The sequence below is a fragment of the Streptomyces sp. NPDC002795 genome (genome assembly GCF_042888725.1).
Taxonomy (GTDB): domain Bacteria; phylum Actinomycetota; class Actinomycetes; order Streptomycetales; family Streptomycetaceae; genus Streptomyces.
In genome coordinates, this window is record NZ_JBIAQB010000011.1 from 153,980 (window position 1) to 180,547 (window position 26,568).

Consider the following 26,568-nt stretch of genomic DNA (forward strand, 5'->3'; position numbering starts at 1 on the left):
CTGGGCCCGTGCGCGGAGCGCACCATAAAACACAGCCAGGCCCCGGGCTTCTATCGCTTGCAGGGGTACGAGGTCGTGTCCGTGATCCCCGACTACCCGCCCGGAATCAAGGAGTTCACGCTGACGAAGCGGTTGGGGTGAGCCTCAGGGGTCTCAGGCCTGGCGGCGCGCCCCCGCCGAAGGGACCGCCGGGAACACCCGTGGTGCCGTGAAGCCGGCCTCGGCGAAGGCGGTGGTGATCGCCTTCGTGACGGTGTCGCCGCCGTCCGACTCGACCAGGACGACCGCCGAGCCGCCGAAGCCGCCGCCCGTCATCCGCGCCCCGAGCGCTCCGGAGGTCATCGCCGTACCGACGACCAGGTCGAGTTCCGGGCAGGAGATGCGCAGGTCGTCGCGGAGCGAGACGTGGCCCTGGACGAGGACCGGGCCGATGGCGCGTACGTCGCCGGAGTCGAGCAGCTCGATGACGCGCTCGACACGGTGGTCGTCGGTGACGATGTGGCGGACGTAGCGGACGACCTTCTCGTCGACCCCGGCCAGCTCCAACTCCGCGATGGAGCTGCCCAGTTCGGCGTAGGAGACATCGCGCAGGTGCGTCACTCCGAGGACGCGCGCGCCCTCCTCGCAGCCCGCGCGCCGCTCCGCGTACGCGCCGTCGCCCAGTTCGTGCTTGACGCGGGTGTCGACGACGAGGAGTTCGAGGCCGTGGGCTGCCAGGTCGAAGGGGATCTGGCGGATCGACAGGTCGCGGCAGTCGAGGTGCAGGGCGTGCCCCTCGGTGGCGCAGGACGAGGCCATCTGGTCCATGACGCCGCACGGCACGCCGACGAAGGCGTTCTCGGCGCGCTGCGCGAGCACCGCCAACTCCGCGCCGGTGAGCCCGAGTTCGTACAGGTCGTTCATCGCGTACGCCGTGACGACCTCAAGGGCGGCCGACGACGAGAGGCCCGCGCCGGTCGGGACCGTGGAGGCGAGGTGGATGTCCGCGCCGGCGACCGCGTGGCCCGCGTCGCGCAGCGCCCAGACGACGCCCGCCGGGTACGCGGCCCAGCCGCCCTGGCCGTACTTGCTGAGCGGGGCAAGGTCGTCGACGCGCAGCTCCACGACCGGGGCGTCGATGTCGGCGGAGTGCAGGCGCAGCACGCCGTCCTCGCGCCGGGCCACCGCGGCGACCGCGGTGTGCGGCAGCGCGAGCGGCATGACGAAGCCCTCGTTGAAGTCGGTGTACTCACCGATGAGGTTGACGCGGCCGGGGGCCGCCCACACTCCGGCGGGCTCGTACCCGTACAGGTCCTTGAACTGCGCGGCGACGGACATCAGTTACTACCTACCCCTGCTGCTGGTTACTGCTGGCGTGCCTGGGCGAACTCCCAGGCGTCGGCGACGATGCCCGCGAGGTCCGCGCGGGACGGGTTCCAGCCGAGGCGCTCGCGCGCGGTGTCGGCGGAGGCGACGAGGACGGCCGGGTCGCCGCCGCGGCGCGGGGCGACGACCTCGGGGATCGGGTGCCCGGTGACCCGGCGGACGGTCTCGATGACCTCGCGGACGGAGAAGCCGTTGCCGTTGCCGAGGTTGCAGATGAGGTGCTCGGCGGGCTGTGCGGCGTCGACGGCGAGGAGGTGCGCCTCGGCGAGGTCCGCGACGTGGATGTAGTCGCGGACGCAGGTGCCGTCGGGCGTCGGGTAGTCGTCGCCGAAGACGTTGATCGCCTCGCGTCCGCCCTGGGCGACCTGGAGGACGAGCGGGATGAGGTGCGACTCGGGGTCGTGCCGCTCACCGCAACTGCCGTACGCGCCCGCGACGTTGAAGTACCGAAGGGATACTGCAGCCAGTCCGTGTGCGGCCGCCTCCCCCGTGATCATGTGGTCGACCGCGAGCTTCGAGGCGCCGTACGGGGAGGTGGGGGCGGTCGGGTCCGACTCGGTGATCGGGGTATTGACCGGCTCGCCGTACGTGGCCGCGGTCGAGGAGAAGACCAGCTTGCGGACGTCCGCGGCGCGCATCGCGGCGAGCAGCGCCATCGTCCCGCCGACGTTGTTGTCCCAGTACTTCTCGGGCTTCACGACGGACTCGCCGACCTGCGAGAACGCGGCGAAGTGCAGCACGGCGTCGTAGGAGGAGTCGAGCCACTTGCCGGCGTCGCGGATGTCGCCCTCGACGAAGGCGGCGCCCGAGGGCACGCCCTCACGGAAGCCGGTGGAGAGGTTGTCGAGGACGGTGACCTCGTGGCCCGCCTCGATCAGGTGCTGCGCGACGACGCTGCCGACGTAGCCCGCACCACCAGTGACCAGGTACTTCTTGGAATCGGCCTTACCCATTACTTGCTCGCTACCTCTCGCAGTCGCTCGGCCGCGGTCTCCGGCGGCACGTCGTTGATGAACACGCTCATGCCGGACTCGGAACCCGCGAGAAACTTCAGCTTGCCGGAAGTGCGTCGGACGGTGAAAAGCTCGAGGTGCAGCGCGAAATCATCGCGGTTGACGCCCTCGAACTCGTCCAGCGAGCCGAACGGGGCCTGGTGCCAGGCCGCGATGTACGGCGTCACCGGCTGGTCCGCGCCGAAGATCCGGTCGAAGCGCCTCAAGAGTTCCAGATAAATCTTGGGGAACTCTGTGCGTGCGTCGTCGTCGAGCGCGAGCAGGTCCGGGACCTGACGCTTGGGATAGAGGTGCACCTCGTACGGCCAGTGGGCGGCGTAGGGCACGAAGGCCACCCAGTGCTCGCCGTCGAGGACGACCCGCGAACCGTCCTCGATCTCCTTCTCCACCACGTCGGCGAAGAGGTTGCGGCCGCCCGTCTGCTCCTTGTGCTCGGCGGCGGAGCGCAGCATGAGGGCGGTGCGCGGGGTGGTGAAGGGGTAGCCGTAGATCTGGCCGTGCGGGTGGCCGAGGGTGACGCCGATCTCGGCGCCGCGGTTCTCGAAGCAGAAGACCTGCTCGACGGAGTCGAGGTGGGAGAGCTCGGCGGTGCGGTCCGTCCACGCGTCGAGGACGAGCCCCGCCTGCTCCTCGGTCAGATCGGCGAAGGACTTGTCGTGATCGGACGTGAAGCACACCACTTCACACCGGCCCGCGTCCCCCGCGAGCGAGGGGAAGCGGTTCTCGAAGACCACCACGTCGTACGAGGAGTCGGGGATCTCGCTCAGCCGCTCGCCCTCGGAGGGGCACAGCGGGCACTCGTCGGCCGGCGGGTGGTACGTGCGGCCCTGGCGGTGCGAGGCGATCGCCACCGAGTCGCCGAGCAGGGGGTCGCGGCGGACCTCCGACGTCGTGACGGTGGGGTCGAGGGGGCGGCGGTCGGCCGCGTCCCGGACGACGTCGTCGCGCGAGTCGTAATAGATGAGCTCACGACCGTCGGCGAGCCGGGTCGACGTCTTCTTCACGTCCGGTGCTCCTCACCACACAAAACAAACAGAACCAAACACAACAAAGCATAAGCCAACAGCAAGGTCAAGGGAAAGAGCCGGGAGCCGCGACCCCGATCACAATCCAACAAAGAACGTCATGCGAACTGTTCACTTATTGAAGCCGGAGGCGTAGGTTCCGGACTGTTTCAGTTCGCGCAACGAAGCGAGATACCTCCATGCTGTCCCCCACAACTACCCTGGCCGAGGGGCTCCGGCTGCCCACCAACGGCCTCGACTACACGATCATGGCGATCTACTTCGTCGTGGTGCTGGGCATCGGCTTCGCCGCCCGCCGCTCCGTGAAGACCAGCCTGGACTTCTTCCTGTCCGGGCGCTCCCTGCCCGCCTGGGTCACCGGTCTCGCGTTCGTCGCCGCGAACCTGGGCGCCACCGAGCTCCTCGGCATGGCGGCGAACGGGGCGCAGTACGGCCTCTACACCGTGCACTGGTACTGGATCGGCGCCATCCCCGCCATGGTCTTCCTCGGCCTGGTGATGATGCCCTTCTACTACTCGTCGAAGGTGCGCTCGGTCCCCGAGTTCCTCCTCCACCGCTTCGGCCCGTCCTCCCACCTGCTCTCCTCGATCATCTTCGCCGTCTCGTCGGTGCTGATCGCGGGCGTCAACCTGTACGCGATGGCCCTGGTCCTGAAGGCGCTGCTCGGCTGGCCGCAGTGGGTGGCGATCGTCATCGCGGGCCTCTTCGTCCTCGCGTACATCACGATCGGCGGGCTCTCCTCGGCGATCTACAACGAGGTCCTGCAGTTCTTCGTCATCCTCGCCGCGCTCATCCCGCTGACCATCGTCGGCCTCAAGCGTGTAGGCGGCTGGGACGGCATATCGGACTCCCTGTCCAACTCGCACGGTGATTCGTTCATGACGGCCTGGCAGGGCACGGGTATCGGCGACGCCAACCCGCTCGGCGCCAACTGGCTGACCATCGTGCTCGGCCTCGGCTTCGTGATGAGCTTCGGCTACTGGACGACGAACTTCGCCGAGGTGCAGCGCGCGCTGTCCGCGAAGAACCTCTCCGCCGCCAAGCGCACCCCGCTGATCGCCGCGTTCCCGAAGATCCTCATCCCGATGGTCGTCGTGATCCCCGGCCTGATCGCCCTGGTCATGGAGCCGTCCATCGGCAAGGTCGGCAAGGACGGCTCCGGCCTGCAGTACAACGACGCCATCCCGGTCCTCATGCGCGACCTGCTGCCCAACGGTGTCCTCGGCATCGCGGTGACGGGCCTGCTCGCCGCCTTCATGGCGGGCATGGCGGCCAACGTCTCGTCCTTCAACACGGTGTTCACCAACGACATCTGGGGCGCGTACATCAAGAAGGGCCGGAGCGACCGGCACTACCTGCAGACCGGCCGCGTCGTCACCGCCGTCGGCGTGGTGATCGGCATGGGCACCGCGTTCATCGCGGGCAGCTTCAGCAACATCATGAACTACCTGCAGACGCTGTTCTCGTTCTTCAACGTCCCGCTGTTCGTGGTCTTCATCATCGGCATGTTCTGGAAGCGGACGACGCCCGCGGCCGGCTTCTGGGGTCTGCTGTCCGGCACCGTCGCGGCGATGGTGAACTACTTCTGGTTCTACAAGCAGGGCGTCATCGAGATCCCCTCGGACCAGGGCGCCAACTTCGTCTCCTCGATCGTCGCGTTCGTGGTCGGCGCGGTGGTGATGTTCGTGGTCACGCTCTGCACCAAGTCCAAGTCCGCCGAGGAACTGGCCGGTCTCGTGTACGGCACGAAGTCGCCGGGCATGGAGGAGCCGCCGGCCGAGGGTGACGACGCCTGGTACCGCAAGCCGGCCCTGCTGGGCTGGGGAGCGATCGTCCTCGCCGTCATCTGCTACATCCCGTTCTCCTTCTGAGGTCCGAGGTAACACGACATGAGCGACGAAATGAACCAGCACGTCGAGGAAGTGAAGGAACTGGAGGCCAAGTCGGCGACGGCGGCCCGCCTCTTCGACGTGCGACGCATCATCGGCGGCCTCTTCGTGGTGTACGGCGTGATCGTCACGATCGCCGGCCTCACGGCGTCCGACGCCGACCTCAAGAAGGCCCAGGACATCAACATCAACCTGTGGACCGGCATCGGGATGCTGCTCCTCGGCCTGTTCTTCCTGATCTGGATGAAGCTCCGCCCCACGCAGCCGCCCACGGCTGAGGAGTTGGCACCCCCGTCCAAGTAACACCTGACGGGACTGTGACGTCGGACTACGAGATTTCCGTAGTCCGACGTCACAGTCCTCTCGCTCCCGCAACGCAAAGGGCCCATTCCGCCTGAGCGGAATGGGCCCTGCTGGAGCGCTGGGCAGGCCTTGCACCTGCATTTCCCCGCAGGAAGCGGGGCGTCTTTCCTTGGACCACCAACGCACGGTCGTTCACCGCGAGTTGCGGCGACCAACGCAAGATCAACTATAGCTCAGGACTCCGGCTCCGGCGAGCCCCCCGGGCCCCCCGAGCCCACCGGCCCCGCCCGGTCCAGCAGCCCCGTGCGCGCGGCCAGCGCCGCCGCCTCCAGGCGTGAGCCGACGCCCAGCTTCATCAGGACGCGCTGGACGTGCGTACGGGCCGTGGACGGGGCGATGCCCATGCCCGCCGCGATCAGCCGGGTGTCCTCGCCGTCCGCGACCCGCACCAGGACCTCGACCTCGCGCGGCGTCAGCATCTGGAGGAGGCGCTGGCCCTCGTCGTCGGGCTGGGCCGCCGGGTTGAGCAGTTCGCCGAACGCGCCCTGGAGGAGCGCGGGGGCCACCGCCGCCTCGCCCGCCCGCGCCTTCATCAGGGCGCGCTCCACGCCCTCTATGCGCTCGTCGTGCCGTACGTAGCCGGAGGCGCCGGCCGCGAAGGCCGACGCGATGCCTCTGGGCGAGGGGACGGGCCCAAGGACCACCACCGCCACCTGCGGGCGCTCGCGTTTGATGCGGATCACCGGGTCGAAGGTGCCGGGCTCCGCCGGGGTCGCCGTGCCCAGCAGGCAGACCTCCGGCGCCCGCGAGATGACCAGATCCGCCGCTCCGGCCGCAGGTGCGGCAGCCGCGAGCACCCGGTGCCCGCGCAGCTTCAGGGCCGAGGCCAACGCCTCGGCCAGCAGTCGGTGGTCGTCGACCACCATCAGCCGCACTCCCATCGGGCCAACCCCCCAATCCACCCCGGGTGTCCCCGCGAACCCCCGGGCCCCCCAAGGACAGGCGAGCCCCCCGACTCCCCGTCCTCCTTCATCCCCCGGAAGCTACACGCTTGTTCGAGGTTGCGCTCCCCCTACCGGCCAGAAGCGGCCCTCAATGCTGAAATCCAGTGCATTGAGGGATGTTTGGGGGTACAGGAACGCAAAGTCAGCGCCAAGAAGCCTTCGTTCGGGGCGACTTCGCGACCTTTTTCAATCGATGCCGAAACCGATCGCCGTGTACCGCTTGCCGCCGTCCGCGTAGGGCTCGCCGATCAGGGCCTGACCGAGGAACAATCTTCCCTTGGAATAGCGGAGTTCGGAATTCGAGCGGCCCGGCGCCATACCGCTGATCATGTCCCGTACGGCAGGCGTGGCCGGTGTCTCCACCAGGGTCGACTGCTTCATGGTCCGGGCGTCGATCGTGACGATCTGACTGCCCTTGCCGACGGCCCCCGTCTTGAACGCCAGGACGTTTCCGCCGTCCATGCGCACCGGGAAGATGTCGTGGTGGTCGCCGCCCGCGACGCGGTCGCCCGTGCGTTTACCCGTCTCCAGGGAGTACGACACGATCTCGTTGGCCGGGCCCGGGCCGCCGCCGGCGGTCTTCTGCGGCCTGCTCGCGAAATAGATCCGCCCATTGCCGACGGTGATCTTCGCGCAGCCCTCGGTCTTTCCGACCTCGCAGGCGAAGTCGTACTTCTTGGGGTCGATGGAGATCTTGCTCGCGAGCCTTCCGCGGCTGTCCAGGGCGAAGACGTCGGTGATGGTGCCCGCCGCGTCGGCGCCTCTTCCCACGCCGAAGACGACCGGCTTGGTGGACAGCACCTTGACGTCGGCGAGGCCCCGGGCGAGCTTGTGGGACCACTTGGGTTGGCCCGTCACCGGGTCCAGGAGCTGGACGTCGTACGTCGCGTCCTTACCGTAGACGCCGCATTTGCGGACCGTCACGAGCTGGGCGCCGCCGTGGTAGCCGAGGTCCTGGCACTCCCCGGTGTCGGGCTGCCACAGGATGTTGCCCGTCTTGACGTCGAAGGCGGCGCCTCCGTCGAGGCCGCCGCCCGCCGCGAGCGTGTTGCCCGACAGGGAGAGCTCCTCGAAGATCCGCCGGTTCGAGCCCTGGCCCAGGCTCTGCGTCCAGAGCTTGTGCCCCGTGTTGACGTCGAAGACCGTGATCTGGCTGCACGGCTTGTGGTCGCCGTTCCCGGGCCGCTTGCCCGCCTCGCTGACCACGGCCGCGAGCGCGTCGTCGGTGACGGTGTCCGTCCCCGCGCACGTCTGCCCCGACAGCGGGAGGGTCCAGGTCTTCCTGCCGCTCGCGGCGTCGTACCCGACGAGCTGGTTCACGCCCGCCTTGGCGTACGTCCTGTCGGTCAGCCAGGAACCCTGGACGCTGTCCACCTGCCGCTTCGCCACCTTCGGCGCGGGCAGCCGCAGCGCGACGCCCGCCGACGGGTCGGCCGGGGCCTGCTCCGCCCCGGAACCGCCGAAGCCGTCGCCGCCCTTGCCGTCACCGGAGCCGACGGCGCCCACGCCGGGGTCGTCGCCCGACGTCGAGAGGTAGAGGAAGCCGCCGCCGACGATCAGCGCGATGGCCACGACCGCGGCGCCGATGACGAGCGCGATCGGCGGCACCTTGCTACGGGTGGGCGGCTGCGGATGGCCGTACTGGGGCTGCTCGTACGGCTGTTGCCGCAGGCGGTCCCTGGCTTCGGGCGGGAGCGGTGTGCGCAGCGTGCCGTAGCCGGGGGCGGTGTACGGCGGCATCGGCGGTGGGGCGCCGAATTCGCCCTGCGGGGACGGGGGCTCGTCCGGCGGTCGGGGTGGGGGTGGCTGGGTCATGACCTGGGTACCTCGGGGACGTTGAGTTTCGGCAAGGCCAGTCGCCGTGGGCCGGACCGCACGTCTCGTCCCGGCGGCCCTTTTCTATCACCCGCGGCCGACAGACAGCGGGCCGATCCGTCCCCGTACCCAGGGGAGGACCGGCCCGCGACAGCCTGCGCTCACGCGTCTTCGGCGAGTTCCATCCAGCGCAGCTCCAACTCCTCGCGCTGCGCGACGAGATCACGCAGTTCCGCGTCGAGCTTCGCGACCTTCCCGAAGTCGGTGGCGTTGTCGGCGATCTGCGTGTGCAGCTTGCTCTCCTTCTCGGAGATCTTCTCCATCTGCCGCTCGACCTTCTGGAGTTCCTTCTTCGCGGCGCGTACATCTTTGGAAGATCCAGTGGCCGCGGAGGGCCCCGCCTTCTCGGCCACGGCCGGTGCGGCCGCGGGGGCCGGGGACGCCGCCTCGACCATCCGCCGCCTGCGCTCCAGGTACTCCTCGACGCCGCGCGGCAGCATCCGCAGGGTGGCGTCGCCGAGCAGGGCGTACGTGTTGTCGGTGGTGCGCTCCAGGAAGAACCGGTCGTGGGAGATCACGACCATCGAGCCCGGCCACCCGTCGAGCAGGTCCTCCAGCTGCGTGAGGGTCTCGATGTCGAGGTCGTTCGTCGGCTCGTCGAGGAACAGGACGTTCGGCTCGTCCATGAGGAGACGGAGGATCTGGAGGCGGCGGCGCTCGCCGCCGGACAGGTCGCCGACCGGCGTCCACTGCTTGTCCTTCGCGAAGCCGAACTGCTCGCACAGCTGGCCCGCGGTCATCTCGCGGCCCTTGCCGAGGTCGACGCGGTCGCGGATCTGCTGGACGGCCTCCAGGACGCGCAGCGAGGCGGGGAGTTCGGTGACGTCCTGGGAGAGGTAGGCCAGGCGGACCGTTTTGCCGACCACGATCTTCCCCGCGGCGGGCTGCACATCGCCCTGGCTGCGGGCCGCCTCGTCGAGGGCGCGGAGCAGGGACGTCTTGCCCGCGCCGTTCACACCGACCAGGCCGACGCGGTCGCCGGGGCCGAGCTGCCAGGTGAGGTGCTTGAGCAGCATCTTCGGCCCGGCGGTGACGGTCACGTCCTCCAGGTCGAAGACGGTCTTGCCGAGCCGGGCGTTCGCGAACTTCATCAGCTCGCTCTTGTCGCGCGGCTCCGGGACGTCGGCGATCAGCTCGTTGGCGGCCTCGATGCGGTAGCGCGGCTTGGAGGTGCGGGCGGGGGCGCCGCGGCGCAGCCAGGCCAGCTCCTTGCGCATCAGGTTCTGCCGCTTGCTCTCCTCGGTCGCGGCGATCCGCTCACGCTCGGCGCGCGCGAACACGTAGTCCGAGTAGCCGCCCTCGTACTCGTAGACGTCGCCCTTCTGCACGTCCCACATGCGGGTGCAGACCTGGTCGAGGAACCAGCGGTCGTGGGTGACGCAGACGAGGGCGGAGCGGCGGGCCCGCAGGTGCTGGGCGAGCCAGGCGATGCCCTCGACGTCGAGGTGGTTCGTGGGCTCGTCGAGGACGATCAGGTCCTGCTCGGCGATGAGCAGCTTGGCGAGCGCGATACGGCGTCGCTCGCCGCCGGAGAGCGGGCCGATCACGGTGTCCAGGCCCTGCGGGAAGCCGGGCAGGTCGAGCCCGCCGAAGAGGCCCGTGAGCACGTCGCGGATCTTGGCGCTGCCCGCCCACTCGTGGTCGGCCATGTCGCCGATGACCTCGTGGCGGACGGTGGCGGCGGGGTCGAGGGAGTCGTGCTGGGTGAGTACGCCCAGGTGCAGGCCGCCACTGTGGGTGACGCGTCCCGTGTCGGTCTCCTCCAGCTTGGCGAGCATCCGGATGAGGGTGGTCTTGCCGTCTCCGTTGCGTCCCACGACGCCGATCCGGTCGCCTTCCTGTACGCCGAGGGAGACGCCGTCGAGGAGGGCACGGGTGCCGTAGACCTTCGAGACGTTCTCGACGTTGACCAGATTGACTGCCATTTCGCTCCGCTCCGGGGGGTGGGCCACGGGGGTGGGCCGGTCTTCCAGCGTAGTCGGCTCGCCGATGGTGCCGGTCACCCGTTCCCCACGCCTCGGGGCTCCGCCCCGGACCCCGCTGCTCAAACGCCGCAGGGGCTTGATTTGCTCAGAGGAGCGTGGCTCCCGGGGCGGGGGACGAGGCCACGCGGGCGCGTGGCAGGGTCGCGGCCACGCGGTGGGCCGAGGGCTCGTCCGCCGTGAGGAAGGCGGTCGTCGGGCCCGAGCCGGAGACCAGCGCGGCCAGTGCGCCCGCCGACGTACCGGCGTCGAGGGTGTCCTTCAGTGACGGGAAGAGGGAGAGCGCGGCGGGCTGGAGGTCGTTGGTGACCGTGGCCGCGAGGGCCTCGACGTCGCCGGTGCGCAGCGCCTCCAGGAGGGCGGGCGCCGCGACGGGGTCGGGGGCGTCGGGGCTGAGGCGGTCGAACTCGCGGTAGACGGCCGGCGTGGACAGGCCGCCGTCCGCGGCCGCGAACACCCACCAGAACTCGCCCCCCACGTCGAGGAGTTCGAGCTTCTCGCCCCGCCCGGTACCGAGCGCCGCACCGCCGACCAGGCTGAACGGCACGTCGCTGCCCAACTCGGCGCAGATGTCGAGGAGTTCCTCGCGGGACGCGTTCGTGCCCCAGAGCGCGTCGCAGGCGAGCAGCGCGCCCGCCGCGTCCGCGGAGCCGCCCGCCATGCCGCCGGCGACCGGGATGTCCTTGGCGATGTCGATACGGACGGTGGGCTCACCGAGGCCGTGCCGCGCCGCCAGCGCGTACGCGGCGCGGGCCGCCAGGTTCGTACGGTCCAGAGGGACTTGATCGGCCCCCGGGCCCGTGCAGGTGAGCGCGAAGGAGTCCGCCTCCGACACCGTCACCTCGTCGTAGAGGCCCACGGCCAGGAAGACGTTCGCCAGGTCGTGGAAGCCGTCGGGGCGGGCGCCGCCGACCGCGAGCTGGACGTTGACCTTGGCGGGGACGCGTACGGTCGCACTCACTGCTGCTTTGCCTCCGCGATGCGGGCGAACTCGTGGACGGTGAGCGCCTCGCCGCGCGCCTGCGGGGAGACGCCCGCGGCGACGAGGGCCTCCTCGGCGGCCTGCGCCGAGCCCGCCCACCCGGCGAGCGCCGCGCGCAGCGTCTTGCGGCGCTGGGCGAAGGCGGCGTCGACGACCGCGAAGACCTCTTGCCTGGACGCGGTGGTGGGGATCGGCTCGGTGCGGCGCACGAGGGAGACGAGGCCGGAGTCGACGTTCGGGGCGGGCCAGAAGACGTTGCGGCCGATCCGGCCGGCGAGCTTGACCTCGGCGTACCAGTTGGCCTTCACGGACGGGACGCCGTAGACGCGGGAGCCGGGCCCGGCGGCGAGCCGGTCGGCGACCTCGGCCTGCACCATCACGAGGGTCCGCTCGATGGTCGGGAAGTTCTCCAGCATGTGGAGCAGGACGGGGACCGCGACGTTGTACGGAAGGTTCGCGACGAGGGCGGTGGGGGCCGGGCCGGGGAGCTCGGTGACCTGCATCGCGTCGATGTTGACGAGGTCGAAGGCGTCCTTCTTGGCCGGGAGCCGGGCCGCGATGGTGGCGGGCAGCGCCGAGGCCAGTACGTCGTCGATCTCCACGGCCGTGACGTGGCGGGCCGCGTCGAGGAGCGCGAGGGTGAGCGAGCCGAGGCCGGGTCCCACCTCTACGACGGCGTCGTCCTCGGTCACTTCCGCGGTGCGGACGATGCGGCGGACGGTGTTGGCGTCGATCACGAAGTTCTGGCCGCGCTGCTTCGTCGGCCGGACGTTCAGCGCCGCGGCGAGTTCGCGGATGTCCGCGGCGCCGAGGAGGGGGCCCTGGGGGTCACTGGTGCTCACCGTTCAAGGGTAGCCGTGCCACAGATCAAGCCCCGCCGGCGCTTGAGGCGCGGGGTCCGGGGCAGAGCCCCGAGGCCGCAACCCCGGTGCCGCTAAAGGCGGGAACCGCAGTGCGGCCACGGCGACGCCCCCCGGCTGACGTAAAGCTTCTTCGCCCGGTACGTCTGCTCCGAGGCGGGCGCGTCCTGGGGGCGGCCCGAGCCGCCGAGGCTCTGCCAGGTCTGGGTGTCGAACTGGTAGAGCCCGCCATAGGTGCCGGTCGCGTCCGTGGCCCCCGGCCGGCCACCCGATTCACACGCGGCGAGGCCGGACCAGTCGAGGGAGTCCGCCCCGGACACCGACGTCGGCATCGGCTTCGTGCCGACCCTGACCCGCTGCGTGCGCGGCTCCCGTACGACCTCCTGCCGCACGCGGCGCGGCTTGCCCCTGACCCCGTTGACGGTGCGCACCGAGTACGTGACCCGCTTCATGCCGGGCTCACCGACCTGTGTGACGACCTCCGTGCCCTGGAACTGCGAGGCGTCCTCGGTGCGCTCGGTCGCGTAGGGGATCGCCTCCTCGCGGACCTCCTTCTCGCCCGTCACACGCATCACCGTGATGACCTGCCCGTCGCGCGGGAAGCTGCTCTGCGGCACGGACGTGGTGTCCTGCCCGTGCAGCGTGATGCCGGCGTCCTCGACGGCCCCGCCCACGGTCGCCGCGTTCGTGCGGATGGTGCGGCGGCTGCCGTCGGCCATGATCGTGACGCTGCGCTCGGTGCGGACGTCGAGGTCGAGTCCGTGGCGGGCGATGCGCTGGGAGCGGGAGGCCGAGACGTACGCGCCCTCCGCCCGCACGCCGAGCTGCCTGAGGGCCCCGTGCACGGTGTGCGCCGTCGTCCACACCTCGCGGCGCTGCCCGTCGAGGGTGAGCCGGACGGGGCGCCCGTACCGGACCGCGACCTCGTCGCCGCTCGCCAGCGCGGCTCCCTCGCCGGGCGCCACGACGTCGTGGTCGCCGACGTCCACGCCCTCGTCGGCGAGGAGTTCGGTGACGTCGTCGGCGAAGGTGTGCAGGGTGCGTTCCTTGCCGTCGACGCTGAGGCGGATCGCCTTGTCGTCGGCGACGAAGGCGGTCGTGCCGCCCGCGAGGAACGCGACGACCAGCGCCTGCGGCAGCAGCCTGCGCAGTGCCTCGGGGCGCTGCGCCGCCTTCTTGCGGCGTGCGGCGCGCCGGGCCTCGGCGCGGCCGCCGGGCGGCTCCGGGGCGGGGACCTGGGTCTCCGCCTCGTCCAGCTCATACCGCTCGTACGTCTCCTGCGGCGTAATGCTCACGACGACGCTCCAGGCACTCACAGGTGTCCGCCCCCGGGGAGGGGCGGATCAGGCGAGCAGAACCTAGCGGAGCTCCGGTCACTCTCCAAAGCACAACGGTTACTCAGAGTGGCGACTTTGCCCGAAGGTGAGCGGGCGTGAGCACCCGTGACCGTTATCGCTCAGTAATCGAAGGCGCGCGCGGTGTTGGCGGAGACCGACGTCGCGAGGGCTTCCTCGGTGACGCCCAAGACCGCGGCCATGGCCCGCAGCGTGACCGGAATGAGATACGGGGCGTTAGGCCGACCGCGGTACGGGGCGGGTGTCAGGAAGGGCGCGTCGGTCTCGACGAGGACGAGTTGGAGTGGGGCCACGGCGAGCGCGTCGCGCAGCGGCTGCGCGTTCTTGAACGTCACGTTTCCCGCGAACGACATGAAGTAGCCGTTCTCCGCGCAGATTTGGGCCATGTCCGCGTCGCCCGAGTAGCAGTGGAAGACGGTGCGCTCCGGCGCCCCCTCCTCCTTCAGGACGCGTAGCACATCGTCGTGCGCCTCGCGGTCGTGGATGACGAGCGCCTTGCCGTGCCGCTTGGCGATCTCGATGTGGGCGCGGAACGAGCGCTCCTGGGCGGCCTTGCCCTCGGGTCCCGTACGGAAGTAGTCGAGGCCGGTCTCGCCGACGCCCTTCACGTGCGGGAGGGCGGCGAGCCGGTCGATCTCTGCGAGGGCCTCGTCGAGCCCGGCGTCGCCGAGGGCCTCGCGCGCGCCCTGCCGGGACCAGCCGTCGGGGTCTCCGTGGACGATGCGCGGCGCCTCGTTGGGGTGCAGGGCGACGGTCGCGTGCACGGCGTCAAAGGCCTCCGCCGTGCCGGCTGCCCACCGGGAGCCCGCGACGTCGCAGCCCACCTGGACGACCGTGGTCACACCCACCGACGCCGCCTTGGCGAGGGCCTCCTCCACGGTTCCCTCCTGCATGTCCAGGTGGGTGTGGGAGTCGGCGACCTCGATCTCCAGGGGCGCAGGCAGCGGCGGTGGGGTGACGTCCTTGGTGCTGGGGCTCATGCCCCCGATCCTACGAACCCGGTGTCACTCGTCCCGCTTGTGGTGGCTGAAGGGGTGCAGCAGGTCGGAGAGATGCCAGTGGTGGGCCCCCTCGCGCTCCGCCGCGTCGGGTTCCGGCACTTCCACCGGCCCCGCCTGGGGGGCGCGGTGCTGTTGCAGCGCGTCACGGGCCGAGGAGACCCGCCCGGCGCGCATGATGCGCACGACGTGGCCCTCGCAGTTCAGACACGTGGGACGGGTCAGCGGTGACGGCACCCGCTCGCCGCCCGCCACGTACATCACGAACTCCGCACCCTCCCCGTCGACGTGGTGCTCGATCTCGTAGGACTGCTCCCAGCCGTGCCCGCACCGCATGCAGGCGAACGAATACGACTCGTGGGCGACGGCTGTCGCCGCGCTGCGATTCGGGACCGGGGGCGTCTGCGCACCAATGGCTGTCTTGGAGACTGCGAACTCGCTCATGCCAGCTCCTCTTGCCCGCTGGACAAACGCTGCCCTGCGGCAGCGTGGGGACGGGTGCGTCCCCTTCAACCAGTGGACGCCTCCGCTGGGCCGAGCGCAAAAGCCCTGTCGACTATTGGATCCGATTTGGCCTTTCCCTGCCGAAACGGGCCTGGCGCGCGGTCTTCGCTTTGCTTTTCAGGTTAGTCCTTTACGCGCTTATGGGGCGGTCCGCGCCGCATTCTTTGCCGCCACCACGGCATCGAACACCTCACGCTTGGGCAGCCCGGCGTCGGCGGCGACCGCGGCGATCGCCTCCTTGCGCCGCTCCCCGGCCTCCTCGCGCACGCTCACCCTGCGCACCAGCTCATCGGGGGTGAGGCCGTCGGCGGACTTCTCCGGCGCACCCTCGACGACGACCGTGATCTCGCCGCGCACGCCCTCGGCGGCCCACTCGGCGAGCTCCTTCAGGGGGCCGCGCTTGACCTCCTCGTACGTCTTGGTGAGCTCGCGGCACACGGCGGCGCGGCGGTCGTCACCGAAGGCCTCGGCCATCGCGGCGAGGGTGTCGTCGAGGCGGTGCGGGGCCTCGAAGTAGACGAGGGTGCGGCGCTCCTGCGCGGACTCCTTGAGCCGGGACAGCCGCTCGCCCGCCTTGCGCGGCAGGAAGCCCTCGAAGCAGAAGCGGTCGACGGGGAGCCCGGAGAGCGCGAGGGCGGTGAGCACGGCGGAGGGGCCGGGCACGGCCGTGACACGGATGTCCCGCTCGACCGCGGCGGCGACCAGGCGGTAACCGGGGTCGGACACCGACGGCATCCCCGCGTCCGTCACGAGCAGCATCCGCGCCCCGCCGGCGAGCGCCTCGACGAGCTCCGGCGTGCGCGCCGACTCGTTGCCCTCGAAGTACGACACGACACGCCCGCCGACCTGCACCCCGAGCGCCTGCGTGAGCCGCTTCAGGCGCCGGGTGTCCTCTGCGGCGACGACATCGGCGGCGGCCAGTTCCTGGGCGAGCCGCGGCGGCGCGTCCGACACGTCACCGATCGGCGTGCCCGCCAGCACGAGGGTTCCGGTGGACTCGGGGGATTCTGCGGTTCCAGTCACCGTTCCAGTCTCGCAGGCCCCGGGAACAGGACTCCCACAGTCGCGTTCCCTACGATGGCGCGCGTGACCAGTACCGCGTCGTCGTCCGGGGCGACTCCGACCAGCGCACCGACCGAGCAGGCCGCAGACGCGGAGCCGCAGCAGACGTCGTGGCTGCGCGGGCTGCGCAGGTTCGGATACCGGGCCGGGGAGAACGGGGGCAGAAGCGGCGCCGTGGGCACGCGTCTGGTGCCGCCGTTCCCGCCTCTCGGTGGCCGCCTGTGGGCGTCCTTCGGGCTGAGCCGGTACACCGCCGCGCAGGCGGAGCGGATCGTCGGCTGGGTCGGGCCGCTGCTCGTCACGCTCGTCGCGGGCCTCGCCAGGTTCTGGAACCTGGGCAGCCCCAAGGCCGTGATATTCGACGAGACGTACTACGCGAAGGACGCGTGGGCGCTCATCCACCGCGGCTTCGAGGTGAACTGGCCCAAGGACGTCAACGACAAGATCCTGGCCACGGGCGGAAACGTACCGATCCCGCACGACGCCTCGTACGTCGTGCATCCGCCGGTGGGCAAGTACGTCATCGGTATCGGCGAGTGGATGTTCGGGTTCGACCCGTTCGGCTGGCGGTTCATGACGGCGGTCCTCGGCACGCTGTGCGTGCTGATGGTCTGCCGGATCGGGCGGCGCATCTTCCGCTCCACGTTCCTCGGCTGCCTGGCGGGCGCGCTGCTCGCCGTCGACGGGCTCTCGTACGTGATGAGCCGCACCGCACTGCTCGACTCGATCCTCGTCTTCTTCGTGGTGGCGGCGTTCTGCTGTCTGGTGCTCGACCGGGAGCGCACGCGCGGGCAGTTGGCCGCCGCACTGCCGGTGGACGAGCACGGGCTGCCGCACCCCGACACCGAGGTCGCCGAGACGCTGCGCCTGGGCTGGCGCCCGTGGCGGCTGGTCGCCGGTCTGTGCCTCGGGCTCGGCGCCGGCACGAAGTGGAACGGCTTCATCTTCCTGGCCGCCTTCGCCCTGATGTCGGTCCTGTGGGACGTGGGCTCGCGGCGCGTGGCGGGCGCCGAGCGCCCCTACCGCGCGGTCCTGAAGCGGGACGTCGTCCCGGCGTTCGTCTCGACCGTCCCCGTGGCCGTCGCCACCTACGTCCTGTCCTGGCTCGGCTGGATCCTCTCCCCCGCCGACGGCTCCGGCGGCTACTTCCGCAACTGGGCGGCGACCGACGGCAAGGGCGGCAGCTGGACCTGGCTGCCGGACTGGGTGCGCAGCCTGTGGCACTACGAGCACGAGGTGTGGAACTTCAACACCACGCTCTCCTCGCCGCACACGTACCAGTCCAACCCGTGGAGCTGGATGGTCGACGGCCGCCCGGTGTCGTACTTCTACGAGTCCCCCAAGCCCGGCGTGGACGGCTGCCCCGCCGACGCCGCCGAGAAGTGCGCCCGCGAGGTCCTCGCCCTCGGCACGCCGCTGCTGTGGTGGGCGGCCTGCTTCGCGCTCCTGTACGTGCTGTGGCGCTGGTTCTTCCGCCGCGACTGGCGGGCGGGCGCGATCCTGTGCGGCATCGCGGCGGGCTACCTCCCCTGGTTCAACTACCAGGAGCGGACGATCTTCTACTTCTACGCGGTCGTCTTCGCCCCATTCCTCTGCCTGGCCCTGGCGATGATGCTCGGCGCGATCATCGGCAAACCGGGCTCGCAGGAGCGACGGCGGGTGGTCGGCGCGGCGGGCGCGGGCGCGCTGGTGCTGCTGATCGCGTGGAACTTCATCTACTTCTGGCCGATCTACACGGGCGACGCGATCCCGGTCGACTCGTGGCGGTCACGGATGTGGCTGGACACCTGGGTCTGAGCCGGTTTCGGTCAGCTTTGTGATCTCAATCCGGACACCTTCGGACATCATCTGCAGAAGCCACGCCCCTCGGGGCACTCCTCGTGCTTACAGTCCCTCTCGTCAACCTGGGGAGGGGAGCGCGTCATGCGCAAGGGGGCCAAGGTCGCCATCGTCGGCGGAGTGTGCGCCGTCATGGTCGGCGGCGCGGGGTACGGGGCGTACAACCTCGTCACGGCGGTCACCGGCGGGAACACCGTGTCGTCGCAGGGGTCGGAGTACCGGTCGGGGCCGCCGTCCGGCGACGAGGTGAAGGAGACGTCGGAGCGGTTCCTCGCGGCGTGGGCGAAGAACGATCCGGCGGCCGCGGCGCGGCTCACGGACTACGCCGACAACGCGATGAGCGTCCTCGCGGACTGGCACGACAAGGCGCACGTCACGCGCACCGAGCTGACGCCGACGAGGGCGGAAGGACCGAAGGTCGCCTTCCACGTCAAGGCCACCGTCACGTACGGCAAGAAGACCAGGACGCTGGCCTACGACTCCTCGCTCACGGTCGTGCGCGGGCAGACCACCGGTCGGGCACTCGTCGACTGGTCGCCGGCCGTGGTGCACCCCGCGATGAAGAAGGGCGACACGCTCGTCACCGGAGAGGCGCCCGCGCCCCCGATCGAGGCCGTGGACCGCGACGGCACCGTGCTGGCCAAGGACACGTACCCGTCGCTCGGCCCGGCCCTCGACCAGCTGCGCGCCAAGTACGGGGACGCCGCGGGGGGTTCGCCCGGCGTCGACACGTACGTGGAGCGGACCGACGCGGGCGGGGAGACGTCCGCCGCGAAGACCCTCCTCACCCTCGCCAAGGGCAAGCCCGGCAAGCTGCGTACGACGATCAGCGCGACCGCGCAGGCGGCCGCCGAGCAGGCGGTGAAGAAGTACCCGGAGTCGTCCGTGGTGGCGGTGAAGGCGTCCACCGGTGAGGTGCTCGCGGTCGCCAACCAGGCGAAGGGCGAGTTCAACGCGGCGTTCCAGGGCGGCACCGCGCCCGGCTCCGTGATGAAGATCCTCACCGCGGCGGCGCTGATCGACAACGGTGTGACATCGGCGAACGGCCAGGCGCCCTGCCCCGATTCGGCGGTCGCGATGAGCCAGACCTTCCACAACCTCAAGGGCATGCGGCCCAACGGGAACGCGACGCTCGCCGACAGCTTCGCGCGGTCCTGCAACACCGCCTTCATCAAGCTCTCCGACGACCTGGGCGCGAAGCGGTTCGCCGCGGAGGCGGAGGACCGGTTCGGCCTCGGCAAGGACTGGAAGACGGGGATCGTCTCCCGCGACGGCTCGGTGGAGCTGCCCGGGGACTCCGACGACGCCGCCGCGATGATCGGCCAGGGCCGGGTCAAGATGAACCCGCTGAACATGGCCTCGGTCACGGCGACCGCCATCACCGGCACGTTCCACCAGCCGGTCCTCGTCTCCCGGAAGATCGACGACCAGCCGCTCGCCACGGCGCGGGGCCTGAAGCCCGGAACCTCCGACCAGCTGCGGCAGATGATGCGGCTGACCGCGACCAGTGGCACCGGCGCCGCGGCCATGGCGGGCGTGCCCGGTGACAAGGGCGCGAAGACGGGCTCCGCAGAGGTCGACGGCCAGGGCGACGCCAACTCCTGGTTCACGGGCTACAGCGGCGACGTCGCGGCCGCCGCGACGGTGCCGCGCGGCGGGCACGGCGGAGACGCGGCGGGGCCCGTCGTCGCGGCGGTACTACGGGCCGGAGCGTAGTTCCCCTACGACTCCCTGCGCCTGGCGGTGAATCCACGCATCGCCAGGCGTTACCACGTCGTTCTGTCCTATGGAAAGTGCGTTCAGGGCCACCCCGTACCCTGGGCCACCCGTAGATCTCCGGAGGACTCAGGTGGGCAGCAGAGGCAGGCGTCGCGGTGACCCGCGGCGCAACACGAACGCCCTGGTGATCGGTGGCGTCGCCGCCGTGGCCGTCATCGGGGCAGGCGTCGGCGCGTACGCGCTGATCGGGAGTGGTGAACGGGCGGGCAGCACCTCGGCCTCGGCCGCGGACGACAAGCCCGAGATCCCGAAGGGCCCGCCGTCCGCCAAGGAAGTACGGGCCGTCGCCGACGGGTTCCTCACCGCCTGGCAGCAGGGCGACACCGCGAAGGCGGCCACTTACACGGACGACCCCGCCGCCGCGAAGAAGGCGCTCGCCGACGTCGCCAAGGACGCCCACCTCACCGGCCTGAAGCTCGCTCCCGGCACCCGCAAGAGCGCCGAGGTCCCCTTCCACGTCACGTCCACGGTCGAGTACAAGAAGCTGAGCAAGCCCTTCGCGTACGACTCCTCGCTGACCGCCGAGCGGCGCAAGAGCGACGGCAAGGTCCTCGTCGACTGGCAGCCCTCCGTCGTGCACCCGGACCTGAAGGAGGGCGACCACCTGGAGACGGGTGAGGCGGGCGATCCGCCGGTCAAGGCCGTCGACCGGGCCGGCACCGAGCTGGACAAGAAGAAGTACCCCTCGATCGGCACCGTCGTCGACGGACTGCGCGAGAAGTACGGGAAGAAGGCGGGCGGCACCGCCGGCGTCGAACTGCGCGTCGTGCGGGGGAAGTCCGGGAAGAAGTCCGACGACAAGAACGCGCTGCCCGACAAGACGCTGCTGGCGCTCTCCAAGGGCACGCCGGGCACCGTGAAGACCACTCTCGACCCGGCGCTCCAGGCAGCCGCCGAGGACCAGGTGAAGTCGCGCAAGAAGGCCTCGGTCGTGCTCGTGAAGCCGTCGACCGGCGAGATCCTGGCGGCGGCGAACTCCAGCCCCGGGTTCAACACGGCGTTCCAGGGCTCGCTCGCGCCCGGCTCCACGATGAAGGTCATCACGGCCTCGATGCTTCTGGACAAGAACCTCGCCGACGTCGACAAGAAGCACCCGTGCCCGAAGTACTTCACGTACGGGCACTGGAAGTTCCAGAACGACGACAAGTTCCAGATCAAGGACGGCACGTTCAAGGCGAGTTTCGCCGCGTCCTGCAACACGGCCTTCATCAGCCAGGCCCCGAAGCTCGACGACGACTCGCTGACCAAGCAGGCGCAGTCGGTCTTCGGCATCGGCATGAACAACTGGTCGATCGGGGTGCCGAGCTTCGACGGCGCGGTGCCCGTGCAGTCGGACGCGCAGATGGCGGCCTCGCTGATCGGGCAGGGCGGCGTCCGGATGAACCCGCTGAACATGGCGTCGGTGGCGGCGACCGTGAAGGCGGGCGCCTTCCACCAGCCGTACCTGGTGTCGCCCGACTTCGACGACCGCACGCTGGCGAAGGCGTCGAAGCCCCTCTCCGCCTCGACGGCCTCGAAGCTGCGTGACCTGATGCACTACACGGCGGTCGCCGGTACGGCCGTGAAGCCGATGTCCGGGCTCGGCTCCGACATGGGCGCGAAGACCGGCTCGGCGGAGGTCGACGGGCAGAAGGAGCCCAACGGCTGGTTCACGGCATGGCGCGGCGACCTCGCGGCGGCGGCCGTGGTGCAGCAGGGCGGGCACGGCGGCGACTCGGCGGGTCCCGTGGTCCGCAAGATGCTGCTCGCGGGCGGCTGACCGGGGGCCGATACGGGGTCGCGTGCCTCGTACACGTACGGCTAGCGTGCGGCGCATGACGACAGCGGAGAGCAGCAACAACAGCACGGCGGCACACCCCCGTTTCGCCGAGGCCGTCACGGCGATGGGCCTGGCCGGCCTCCTGCCGCGGGTGCGGCGCTTCCCGGAGGCGACCCGCACAGCGCAGGAGGCGGCGGAGGCGGTCGGCTGCGAACTGAGCCAGATCTGCAAGTCGTTGATCTTCGCGGCGGACGGGGTGCCGGTGCTGGTCCTGATGGACGGCGCCTCGCGCGTCGACCTCGACCTCGTACGCGACGAGTTGGGGGCCGAGAAGGTCACGCGCGCGAAGGCGGACGTCGTCCGGGAGTTCACCGGTTACGCGATCGGCGGCGTCCCGCCCTTCGGCCACGCGAACAAGACCCGCGTCCTCGCCGACCGCTCCCTGCTCACGCACGACACGGTGTGGGCGGCGGCCGGCAGCCCCTACGCCGTCTTCCCCATGGAGCCCAAGGAGTTGATCTCGCACGCGGGCGCCGCGCTCGTGGACGTGCGCGCATGACTCCAGTGGTCGCCGCGGCGGTGCTGCTGGCGGCGGTGACCCACGCCTCGTGGAACGCCCTGGCCCACCACATCACGGACAAACTGGTCGGCTTTACGCTCATATCGGGCGGCGGGACGCTGATCGGGTTGGTACTGGCGGTGTTCGCGCCGGTGCCGGCGGCGGGGGCGTGGCCGTATCTGGTGGTGTCGGCGCTTCTGCACGTCGCCTATTACTGGCTCCTGATGACCTCCTTCAAACTGGGCGACTTCGGGCAGGCCTATCCGATCGCGCGCGGCACGGCGCCGCTCGTGGTGACGGTGCTCGCGGCGGTCTTCGCGGGCGAGGTGCCGGGCGGCTGGCAGGCGGCGGGCGTCGCGGTGTCCAGCGCGGGCCTGACAGGTCTGGCGCTGTGGGGGCTGCGGGGGTCGGGGCGCAGGCCGGACTGGCGAGCGCTGGGCGCGGCGCTGGCCACGGGGGTGGCGATCGCGTCGTACACGGTGGTGGACGGCCTGGGCGTACGGGCCTCGGGCTCGTCCCTCGGGTACATCGCCTGGCTCATGGTGCTGGAGGGGATCGCGGTGCCGGTGTACGCGGCGTATCGCTGGCGCGGTGAACTGGTGGAGCGGTTGCGGCCGTTCGCGCTGCGGGGCCTGCTGGGGGCGGCGCTCTCCGTCCTCGCCTACGGCCTGGTCCTCTGGGCCCAGACGCGGGCGGACCTCGCCCCGATCTCCGCGCTCCGGGAGTCGTCGATCATCGTCGGCGCGGCGATCGGCGCGATCTTCTTCAAGGAACGCTTCGGCGCGCCGAGGCTTTTGGCGGCGGGGGTGGTGGTGGCGGGGATCGGGTTGATGCTGCACGCGGGTTGACGGTGGTCCGTGGTGCTGGGGGCGCCTGCCCCCAGACCCCCGCTGCTCAATCGCCGCAGGGGCTTTAACAATCAAGCCCCGCCGGCGATTGAGGCGCGGGGTCCGGGGCGGAGCCCCGTGGCGTCAACCACGTAGGGCCATGAACCCACTGCTGACCGCGGTCGTCCCACCGTCCACCGGCAGCACCACCCCGGTCACCCACCCCGCGTCGCTGGACGCGAGAAACGCGACCGCCGCCGCGATGTCGGCCGGCTCCCCGACCCGGCCCAGCGGATACAACTTCCGCATCGCGTCGAGCTGTTCGTCCCGCCCGGCCCACGCCGTGGTGCGGACCGTGCCGGGCGCGACCAGGTTCACGCGGACGCCGCGCGGCCCCGCGTGCCCGGCCAACGTACGGGTCAAGGACGCGAGCCCCGCCTTCGCGGCGCTGTACGCGTGGTTGCCGAAGTCCTGAATCCCGTTGACGGAGCCGATGTTGACGATGGCGCCGCGCCCGGAGGCGACGAGGTGCGGCAGCGCGGCGCGGGCGCACCGATAGGCCCCGGTGAGCGTGAGGTCGAGGTCGCGGGCCCAATCCTCGTCGTCCTCGTCCTCGAAGAGCGGCGCGTCGGGGTGGCAGGCGTAGGCGTTGTTGACGAGGACGTCGAGCCGACCGAAGGCCTCGACGGCGTACGCGACCGCCGCGTCCACCGACGACCGGTCCGCCACGTCGCAGGCGAACTCCCTTGCCGTACCGCCCTGTTCACGGATCGAGGCGGCGACCTTGCCGGCCGCCGCCTCGTCGATGTCGGTGACGAGGACGCGCGCGCCCTCCGCGGCCAGCCGGTGCGCGGTGGCGGCGCCGATGCCGCGCCCGGCGGCGGTGACCAGAACCCCGTACCCCTCGAATCGAGTCATGCCCGGAACGCTACCCATTGCCTCACCGGTATCTCATCGGCATCCCTTCGAAGGCGCGGAATAGGCTCGACCGGCCCCCGCGACAGGGCCGTTCGGCCCCTCTCGCGGCGCCGCGGCCCACCACCACACTGACCGCTCACAGGGGCGCATCAGGGGGAGATCGCGATGGGGGAACTGGACGCTCGCGCACTGCGGACGCTGCGCGAGGACTGCTCGTGGGACGCCGCCGAGCGGATGATCGCCGAGCGTCTGGAGGCGGCACCGTCGGACGTGCCCGCCCATGTCCAACTGGCCCGGCTGCGCATGGCACAGCACCGGAACGAGGACGCGCTGACGGCCGTCATGGAAGCCGTCAGGCTCGGCCCGGACGACGACGATGCCTGGGCCTGGCACGTCGCCGTCCTGGACCGCCTCACACACTGGGCAGAGGCGGCTGAGACCGGCGAGGAGGCGCTGAGCAGGGGGAACGCGGGCGACCTCACCCGGCTCGCACTCGCCCGGCTGCACAGCGGGCGTCGCAGGGTGGACGCCGCGCTGGCACTGCTGGCAGCGATCGGGCCCGGAACTCCACTGGAGGCCCGCGCGCGCGTCTGGCGGCTTCGGACGCTCGTACGGTACCGGCGGCTCGACGAGGCGGAGGCCGAGGCCCGCGCCACGCTCCTCGCCCACCCCGACGACGCGCGGACCGTGGCCACGGCGGGCTGGACGCTGGCCTGGTGCGGGCCCGCCACCTGCGACGAAGGGCTCGCGGCGATCGAGCGGGCGGTGCGCGCCGCACCGGCCGACGCCCGGGTCCTCGCGGCACGGTGCGAGGCCTTGTTCACCCACGCCCGGTGGGACGCGATGCGCCGGGCCGCCGAGGAGGCCGTGCAGCGTCGGCCGCGCGTGCCGGGGCTCTACGTCCACCTCGTCCGGGCCTGCCGCGGCGCCCGGCACCTGGGCCGGGCCCGCGAGGCCCTCGCCCGGGCCCGCGCCCTCGACCCGGACGACGAGGACGTCCTGGCCGAACACCTGCGGATCCGCACGGCCGACTGCGCCTGGGACGAGGCAGGCGAGGCCGCGCGGCGGGCGATCGAGCGGTATCCGCGCAGCGGACGGATGCGGTGCGAGCTGGGTTATCTCCGCTGGGCGGAGGAGGAGACGGCCGCCGCGCTCGACGCCTTCGAGCGGGCGCTGGACGTCGATCCGCAGTACGTCCCGGCCATGGAATGGCGCGTCCACGTGCTCAGGAGCCTGAACCGGCACGAGGCGGCCGAGGCCGCGCTCGCCGAGTATCTGGGGCGCGCCCCGGAGGCAGCCGGCCTGCACGTGAGCCGGGCCAAGCTGCTTCTGCACCGTGGGGCCCGCGAGGAGGCGCTCGCCGCCGTGACCGAGGCGCTGCGCCGGGACCGGCGCAGCTCCTTCGCACTGGCGAGCCAGATCTGGCTGCTGCGCGGCCTGTTCCGTTGGGAGGAGGCCGAAGAGGCCGCTCGCGCGTATGTGGCGGCGTACCCGCACAAGGCCGACCCGCTGCTGCGGCTGGGTTCCGTGCTCGATCTGCGGGGTCGCGAGGAGGCTGCGCTCGCGGCCTACGACGCGGCCGTCGACAAGGAGCCCGGCCTTCTTGAGGCGAGCAGCTGCCGGGTCACCCAACTGCGCAGCCTCGGGCGCACCGAGGCGGCGCACGAGGCGGCCGCCGAACTCGTCGGCAGGTGGCCCGACGACCCGGACGCGCATCTGGCGATGGCGCTGCTGCTCACGGACGAGGGCCGCGTCGACGAGGCCGACCGGGCCCTGGACACCGCCCTGCGCCTTGCGCCGCAGCACACGGGGGCCCTGGTGGGGCGGGTTCGCCTGTTGTGCAACGCCTGCCGCTGGCAGGAGGCCGGCGCCGCCGCGGCGCGGGCCGAGACCCGACAGCCTCGCTCGCTCCCGGTCCTGTTCGCCCGCAGTCATCTGCTGCTCGCCCAGGGGCGGACCCGGGAGGCGCTCGGCGTCATCGAGCGGGCCGACGCCATCGACCCGCACGACTCGGGCGCGGCGCGGCGACGACTGCACCTGCTCTGCGAAGAGCGCCGGTTCAGGGAGGCCGGCGAATTCGCCGGGCGGATGCTGCGGCTTCGGCCCTGGGACCTTGAACTGAAGCTCCGGTGGTCCGCCGTGCTGCAGTCCCAGCAGCGGCACGCCGCGGCGCTCAAGGCGGTCGAAGAGGTGCTGTCGGTACAGCCCGACTTCGTCCAGGCGAGGTGTCTGCGCGTCACCCTGCTGTGCAGGACGGGCCGTTACGAGGAGGCGGAGGCCGCCGCGCGGGAGGGCCTGGACGCCTACTCCGGCAGGACGGAGCTGCGGGCGCGCCTGCAACTGGCCGATGTCCTGGACCGGTTGCACCGCTACCGCGAGGCCCTCGTCGAGTGGGAGCGCATCCGCGCGCAGCACCCGTGGTCCGTGCGTGCCGTCTGCGGAATGTCCACCACCCTGCGGGCGCTGCGCTGCTTCGACGAGGCCCGTCACATGGTCACCGAGGCCCTCGATCGCTTTCCGCACAACGACGACCTGCGCACGGAACTCGCCCTGATCTGCCACGGCACGGGCCTGCTCGGCGAGGCCGAGCAGGAATTCGGGGCGCTGGCCGACCGGGCGCCGAACCCGCGCCTGGAAGCCGCGGCCCGCCGCGGCCTCGGCTGAGTGGCG

Annotated in this window: 21 protein-coding genes; 8 read left to right on the forward strand and 13 right to left on the reverse strand. The window is 71.1% G+C overall.

The features are described 5' to 3' along the window. Positions 1–153 precede the first annotated feature (153 nt). Genes galK through galT form a run of 3 tightly spaced genes read right to left on the reverse strand, consistent with a single transcriptional unit; the run spans position 154 to position 3,382 of the window. Positions 154–1,317 carry a galactokinase gene (gene galK, locus ACFYWS_RS30585; RefSeq protein WP_389281802.1) on the reverse strand — a complete coding sequence of 388 codons (1,164 nt, stop codon included), beginning with the start codon at positions 1,315–1,317 and terminating at the stop codon, positions 154–156. Positions 1,318–1,343: 26 nt separating this feature from the next. After that, positions 1,344–2,318: a UDP-glucose 4-epimerase GalE gene (galE, locus tag ACFYWS_RS30590; RefSeq protein WP_389281803.1), complete on the reverse strand. Its 975-nt coding sequence runs from the start codon at positions 2,316–2,318 to the stop codon at positions 1,344–1,346. Beyond that, a complete protein-coding gene (gene galT, locus ACFYWS_RS30595; RefSeq protein WP_389281804.1) occupies positions 2,318–3,382 on the reverse strand; it encodes a galactose-1-phosphate uridylyltransferase in 1,065 nt (354 codons plus the stop codon). Before galT ends, galE begins: the two co-directional genes overlap by 1 nt. Before the next feature lie 200 nt (positions 3,383–3,582). Here galT and ACFYWS_RS30600 point away from each other — a divergent pair, with 200 nt between their 5' ends. Both ACFYWS_RS30600 and ACFYWS_RS30605 read left to right on the forward strand, forming a co-directional pair. Continuing rightward, on the forward strand, positions 3,583–5,274 hold the full coding sequence (locus ACFYWS_RS30600; RefSeq protein ID WP_389281806.1) for a sodium:solute symporter family protein: 1,692 nt from the start codon (positions 3,583–3,585) through the stop codon (positions 5,272–5,274). 18 nt (positions 5,275–5,292) lie between these two features. After that, positions 5,293–5,595 carry a hypothetical protein gene (locus ACFYWS_RS30605; protein WP_389281807.1) on the forward strand — a complete coding sequence of 101 codons (303 nt, stop codon included), beginning with the start codon at positions 5,293–5,295 and terminating at the stop codon, positions 5,593–5,595. Between the two features lie 233 nt (positions 5,596–5,828). Here the strand turns inward: ACFYWS_RS30605 and ACFYWS_RS30610 are convergent, their stop codons facing one another. The 9 genes from ACFYWS_RS30610 to rsmI all read right to left on the reverse strand — a co-directional run bounded on the left by ACFYWS_RS30610 (position 5,829) and on the right by rsmI (position 16,178). Then, the gene (locus tag ACFYWS_RS30610) at positions 5,829–6,536 is read right to left on the reverse strand and encodes a LuxR C-terminal-related transcriptional regulator (protein ID WP_389281808.1); all 708 of its coding nucleotides are present in this window, start codon (positions 6,534–6,536) and stop codon (positions 5,829–5,831) included. 249 nt (positions 6,537–6,785) lie between these two features. Beyond that, complete coding sequence (locus ACFYWS_RS30615; RefSeq protein ID WP_389281809.1) at positions 6,786–8,414, reverse strand: PQQ-binding-like beta-propeller repeat protein; 1,629 nt, start codon at positions 8,412–8,414, stop codon at positions 6,786–6,788. Positions 8,415–8,575: 161 nt separating this feature from the next. Next, the gene (locus ACFYWS_RS30620) at positions 8,576–10,399 is read right to left on the reverse strand and encodes an ABC-F family ATP-binding cassette domain-containing protein (RefSeq protein ID WP_389281811.1); all 1,824 of its coding nucleotides are present in this window, start codon (positions 10,397–10,399) and stop codon (positions 8,576–8,578) included. 145 nt (positions 10,400–10,544) lie between these two features. Further along, complete coding sequence (locus ACFYWS_RS30625; RefSeq protein ID WP_389281813.1) at positions 10,545–11,417, reverse strand: 4-(cytidine 5'-diphospho)-2-C-methyl-D-erythritol kinase; 873 nt, start codon at positions 11,415–11,417, stop codon at positions 10,545–10,547. Beyond that, positions 11,414–12,280, reverse strand: a complete 867-nt coding sequence (gene rsmA, locus ACFYWS_RS30630) for a 16S rRNA (adenine(1518)-N(6)/adenine(1519)-N(6))-dimethyltransferase RsmA (protein ID WP_389281814.1) — start codon at positions 12,278–12,280, stop codon at positions 11,414–11,416. The genes ACFYWS_RS30625 and rsmA overlap by 4 nt, the downstream gene beginning before the upstream one ends. Before the next feature lie 92 nt (positions 12,281–12,372). Continuing rightward, complete coding sequence (locus tag ACFYWS_RS30635; protein WP_389282034.1) at positions 12,373–13,554, reverse strand: ubiquitin-like domain-containing protein; 1,182 nt, start codon at positions 13,552–13,554, stop codon at positions 12,373–12,375. Between the two features lie 200 nt (positions 13,555–13,754). Further along, positions 13,755–14,633, reverse strand: a complete 879-nt coding sequence (locus ACFYWS_RS30640; RefSeq protein ID WP_389281816.1) for a TatD family hydrolase — start codon at positions 14,631–14,633, stop codon at positions 13,755–13,757. Between the two features lie 24 nt (positions 14,634–14,657). After that, a complete protein-coding gene (locus ACFYWS_RS30645; protein ID WP_389281818.1) occupies positions 14,658–15,095 on the reverse strand; it encodes a hypothetical protein in 438 nt (145 codons plus the stop codon). Positions 15,096–15,293: 198 nt separating this feature from the next. After that, positions 15,294–16,178, reverse strand: a complete 885-nt coding sequence (rsmI, locus tag ACFYWS_RS30650; protein ID WP_389281819.1) for a 16S rRNA (cytidine(1402)-2'-O)-methyltransferase — start codon at positions 16,176–16,178, stop codon at positions 15,294–15,296. A gap of 63 nt (positions 16,179–16,241) precedes the next feature. Between rsmI and ACFYWS_RS30655 the strand changes: the two genes are divergently transcribed. From ACFYWS_RS30655 to ACFYWS_RS30675, 5 genes are all read left to right on the forward strand, one after another. Further along, positions 16,242–18,014 carry a dolichyl-phosphate-mannose--protein mannosyltransferase gene (locus ACFYWS_RS30655; protein WP_389281821.1) on the forward strand — a complete coding sequence of 591 codons (1,773 nt, stop codon included), beginning with the start codon at positions 16,242–16,244 and terminating at the stop codon, positions 18,012–18,014. 126 nt (positions 18,015–18,140) lie between these two features. Next, positions 18,141–19,772, forward strand: a complete 1,632-nt coding sequence (locus ACFYWS_RS30660; protein WP_389281822.1) for a penicillin-binding transpeptidase domain-containing protein — start codon at positions 18,141–18,143, stop codon at positions 19,770–19,772. 133 nt (positions 19,773–19,905) lie between these two features. Beyond that, positions 19,906–21,594, forward strand: a complete 1,689-nt coding sequence (locus ACFYWS_RS30665; protein ID WP_389281824.1) for a penicillin-binding transpeptidase domain-containing protein — start codon at positions 19,906–19,908, stop codon at positions 21,592–21,594. A 55-nt stretch (positions 21,595–21,649) separates the two neighbouring features. Then, on the forward strand, positions 21,650–22,153 hold the full coding sequence (locus tag ACFYWS_RS30670) for a YbaK/EbsC family protein (protein WP_389281825.1): 504 nt from the start codon (positions 21,650–21,652) through the stop codon (positions 22,151–22,153). Continuing rightward, positions 22,150–23,001, forward strand: a complete 852-nt coding sequence (locus ACFYWS_RS30675) for an EamA family transporter (RefSeq protein ID WP_389281826.1) — start codon at positions 22,150–22,152, stop codon at positions 22,999–23,001. Before ACFYWS_RS30670 ends, ACFYWS_RS30675 begins: the two co-directional genes overlap by 4 nt. A gap of 123 nt (positions 23,002–23,124) precedes the next feature. Here ACFYWS_RS30675 and ACFYWS_RS30680 read toward each other — a convergent pair whose 3' ends face one another. Continuing rightward, positions 23,125–23,898: an SDR family NAD(P)-dependent oxidoreductase gene (locus tag ACFYWS_RS30680; RefSeq protein ID WP_389281827.1), complete on the reverse strand. Its 774-nt coding sequence runs from the start codon at positions 23,896–23,898 to the stop codon at positions 23,125–23,127. Positions 23,899–24,063: 165 nt separating this feature from the next. Between ACFYWS_RS30680 and ACFYWS_RS30685 the strand changes: the two genes are divergently transcribed. Beyond that, positions 24,064–26,562, forward strand: a complete 2,499-nt coding sequence (locus ACFYWS_RS30685) for a tetratricopeptide repeat protein (protein ID WP_389281829.1) — start codon at positions 24,064–24,066, stop codon at positions 26,560–26,562. Positions 26,563–26,568: the final 6 nt, after the last annotated feature.

Coding starts and splice junctions, on each gene's coding strand:
- ACFYWS_RS30605 (WP_389281807.1), top strand. CDS start 5,293: ATGAGCGACGAAATGAACCAGCACGTCGAGGAAGTGAAGGAACTGGAG.
- ACFYWS_RS30675 (WP_389281826.1), top strand. CDS start 22,150: ATGACTCCAGTGGTCGCCGCGGCGGTGCTGCTGGCGGCGGTGACCCAC.
- ACFYWS_RS30670 (WP_389281825.1), top strand. CDS start 21,650: ATGACGACAGCGGAGAGCAGCAACAACAGCACGGCGGCACACCCCCGT.
- ACFYWS_RS30600 (WP_389281806.1), top strand. CDS start 3,583: ATGCTGTCCCCCACAACTACCCTGGCCGAGGGGCTCCGGCTGCCCACC.
- ACFYWS_RS30610 (WP_389281808.1), bottom strand. CDS start 6,536: ATGGGAGTGCGGCTGATGGTGGTCGACGACCACCGACTGCTGGCCGAG.
- ACFYWS_RS30640 (WP_389281816.1), bottom strand. CDS start 14,633: ATGAGCCCCAGCACCAAGGACGTCACCCCACCGCCGCTGCCTGCGCCC.
- ACFYWS_RS30620 (WP_389281811.1), bottom strand. CDS start 10,399: ATGGCAGTCAATCTGGTCAACGTCGAGAACGTCTCGAAGGTCTACGGC.
- galE (WP_389281803.1), bottom strand. CDS start 2,318: ATGGGTAAGGCCGATTCCAAGAAGTACCTGGTCACTGGTGGTGCGGGC.
- ACFYWS_RS30660 (WP_389281822.1), top strand. CDS start 18,141: ATGCGCAAGGGGGCCAAGGTCGCCATCGTCGGCGGAGTGTGCGCCGTC.
- ACFYWS_RS30645 (WP_389281818.1), bottom strand. CDS start 15,095: ATGAGCGAGTTCGCAGTCTCCAAGACAGCCATTGGTGCGCAGACGCCC.
- ACFYWS_RS30615 (WP_389281809.1), bottom strand. CDS start 8,414: ATGACCCAGCCACCCCCACCCCGACCGCCGGACGAGCCCCCGTCCCCG.
- ACFYWS_RS30685 (WP_389281829.1), top strand. CDS start 24,064: ATGGGGGAACTGGACGCTCGCGCACTGCGGACGCTGCGCGAGGACTGC.
- ACFYWS_RS30680 (WP_389281827.1), bottom strand. CDS start 23,898: ATGACTCGATTCGAGGGGTACGGGGTTCTGGTCACCGCCGCCGGGCGC.
- galK (WP_389281802.1), bottom strand. CDS start 1,317: ATGTCCGTCGCCGCGCAGTTCAAGGACCTGTACGGGTACGAGCCCGCC.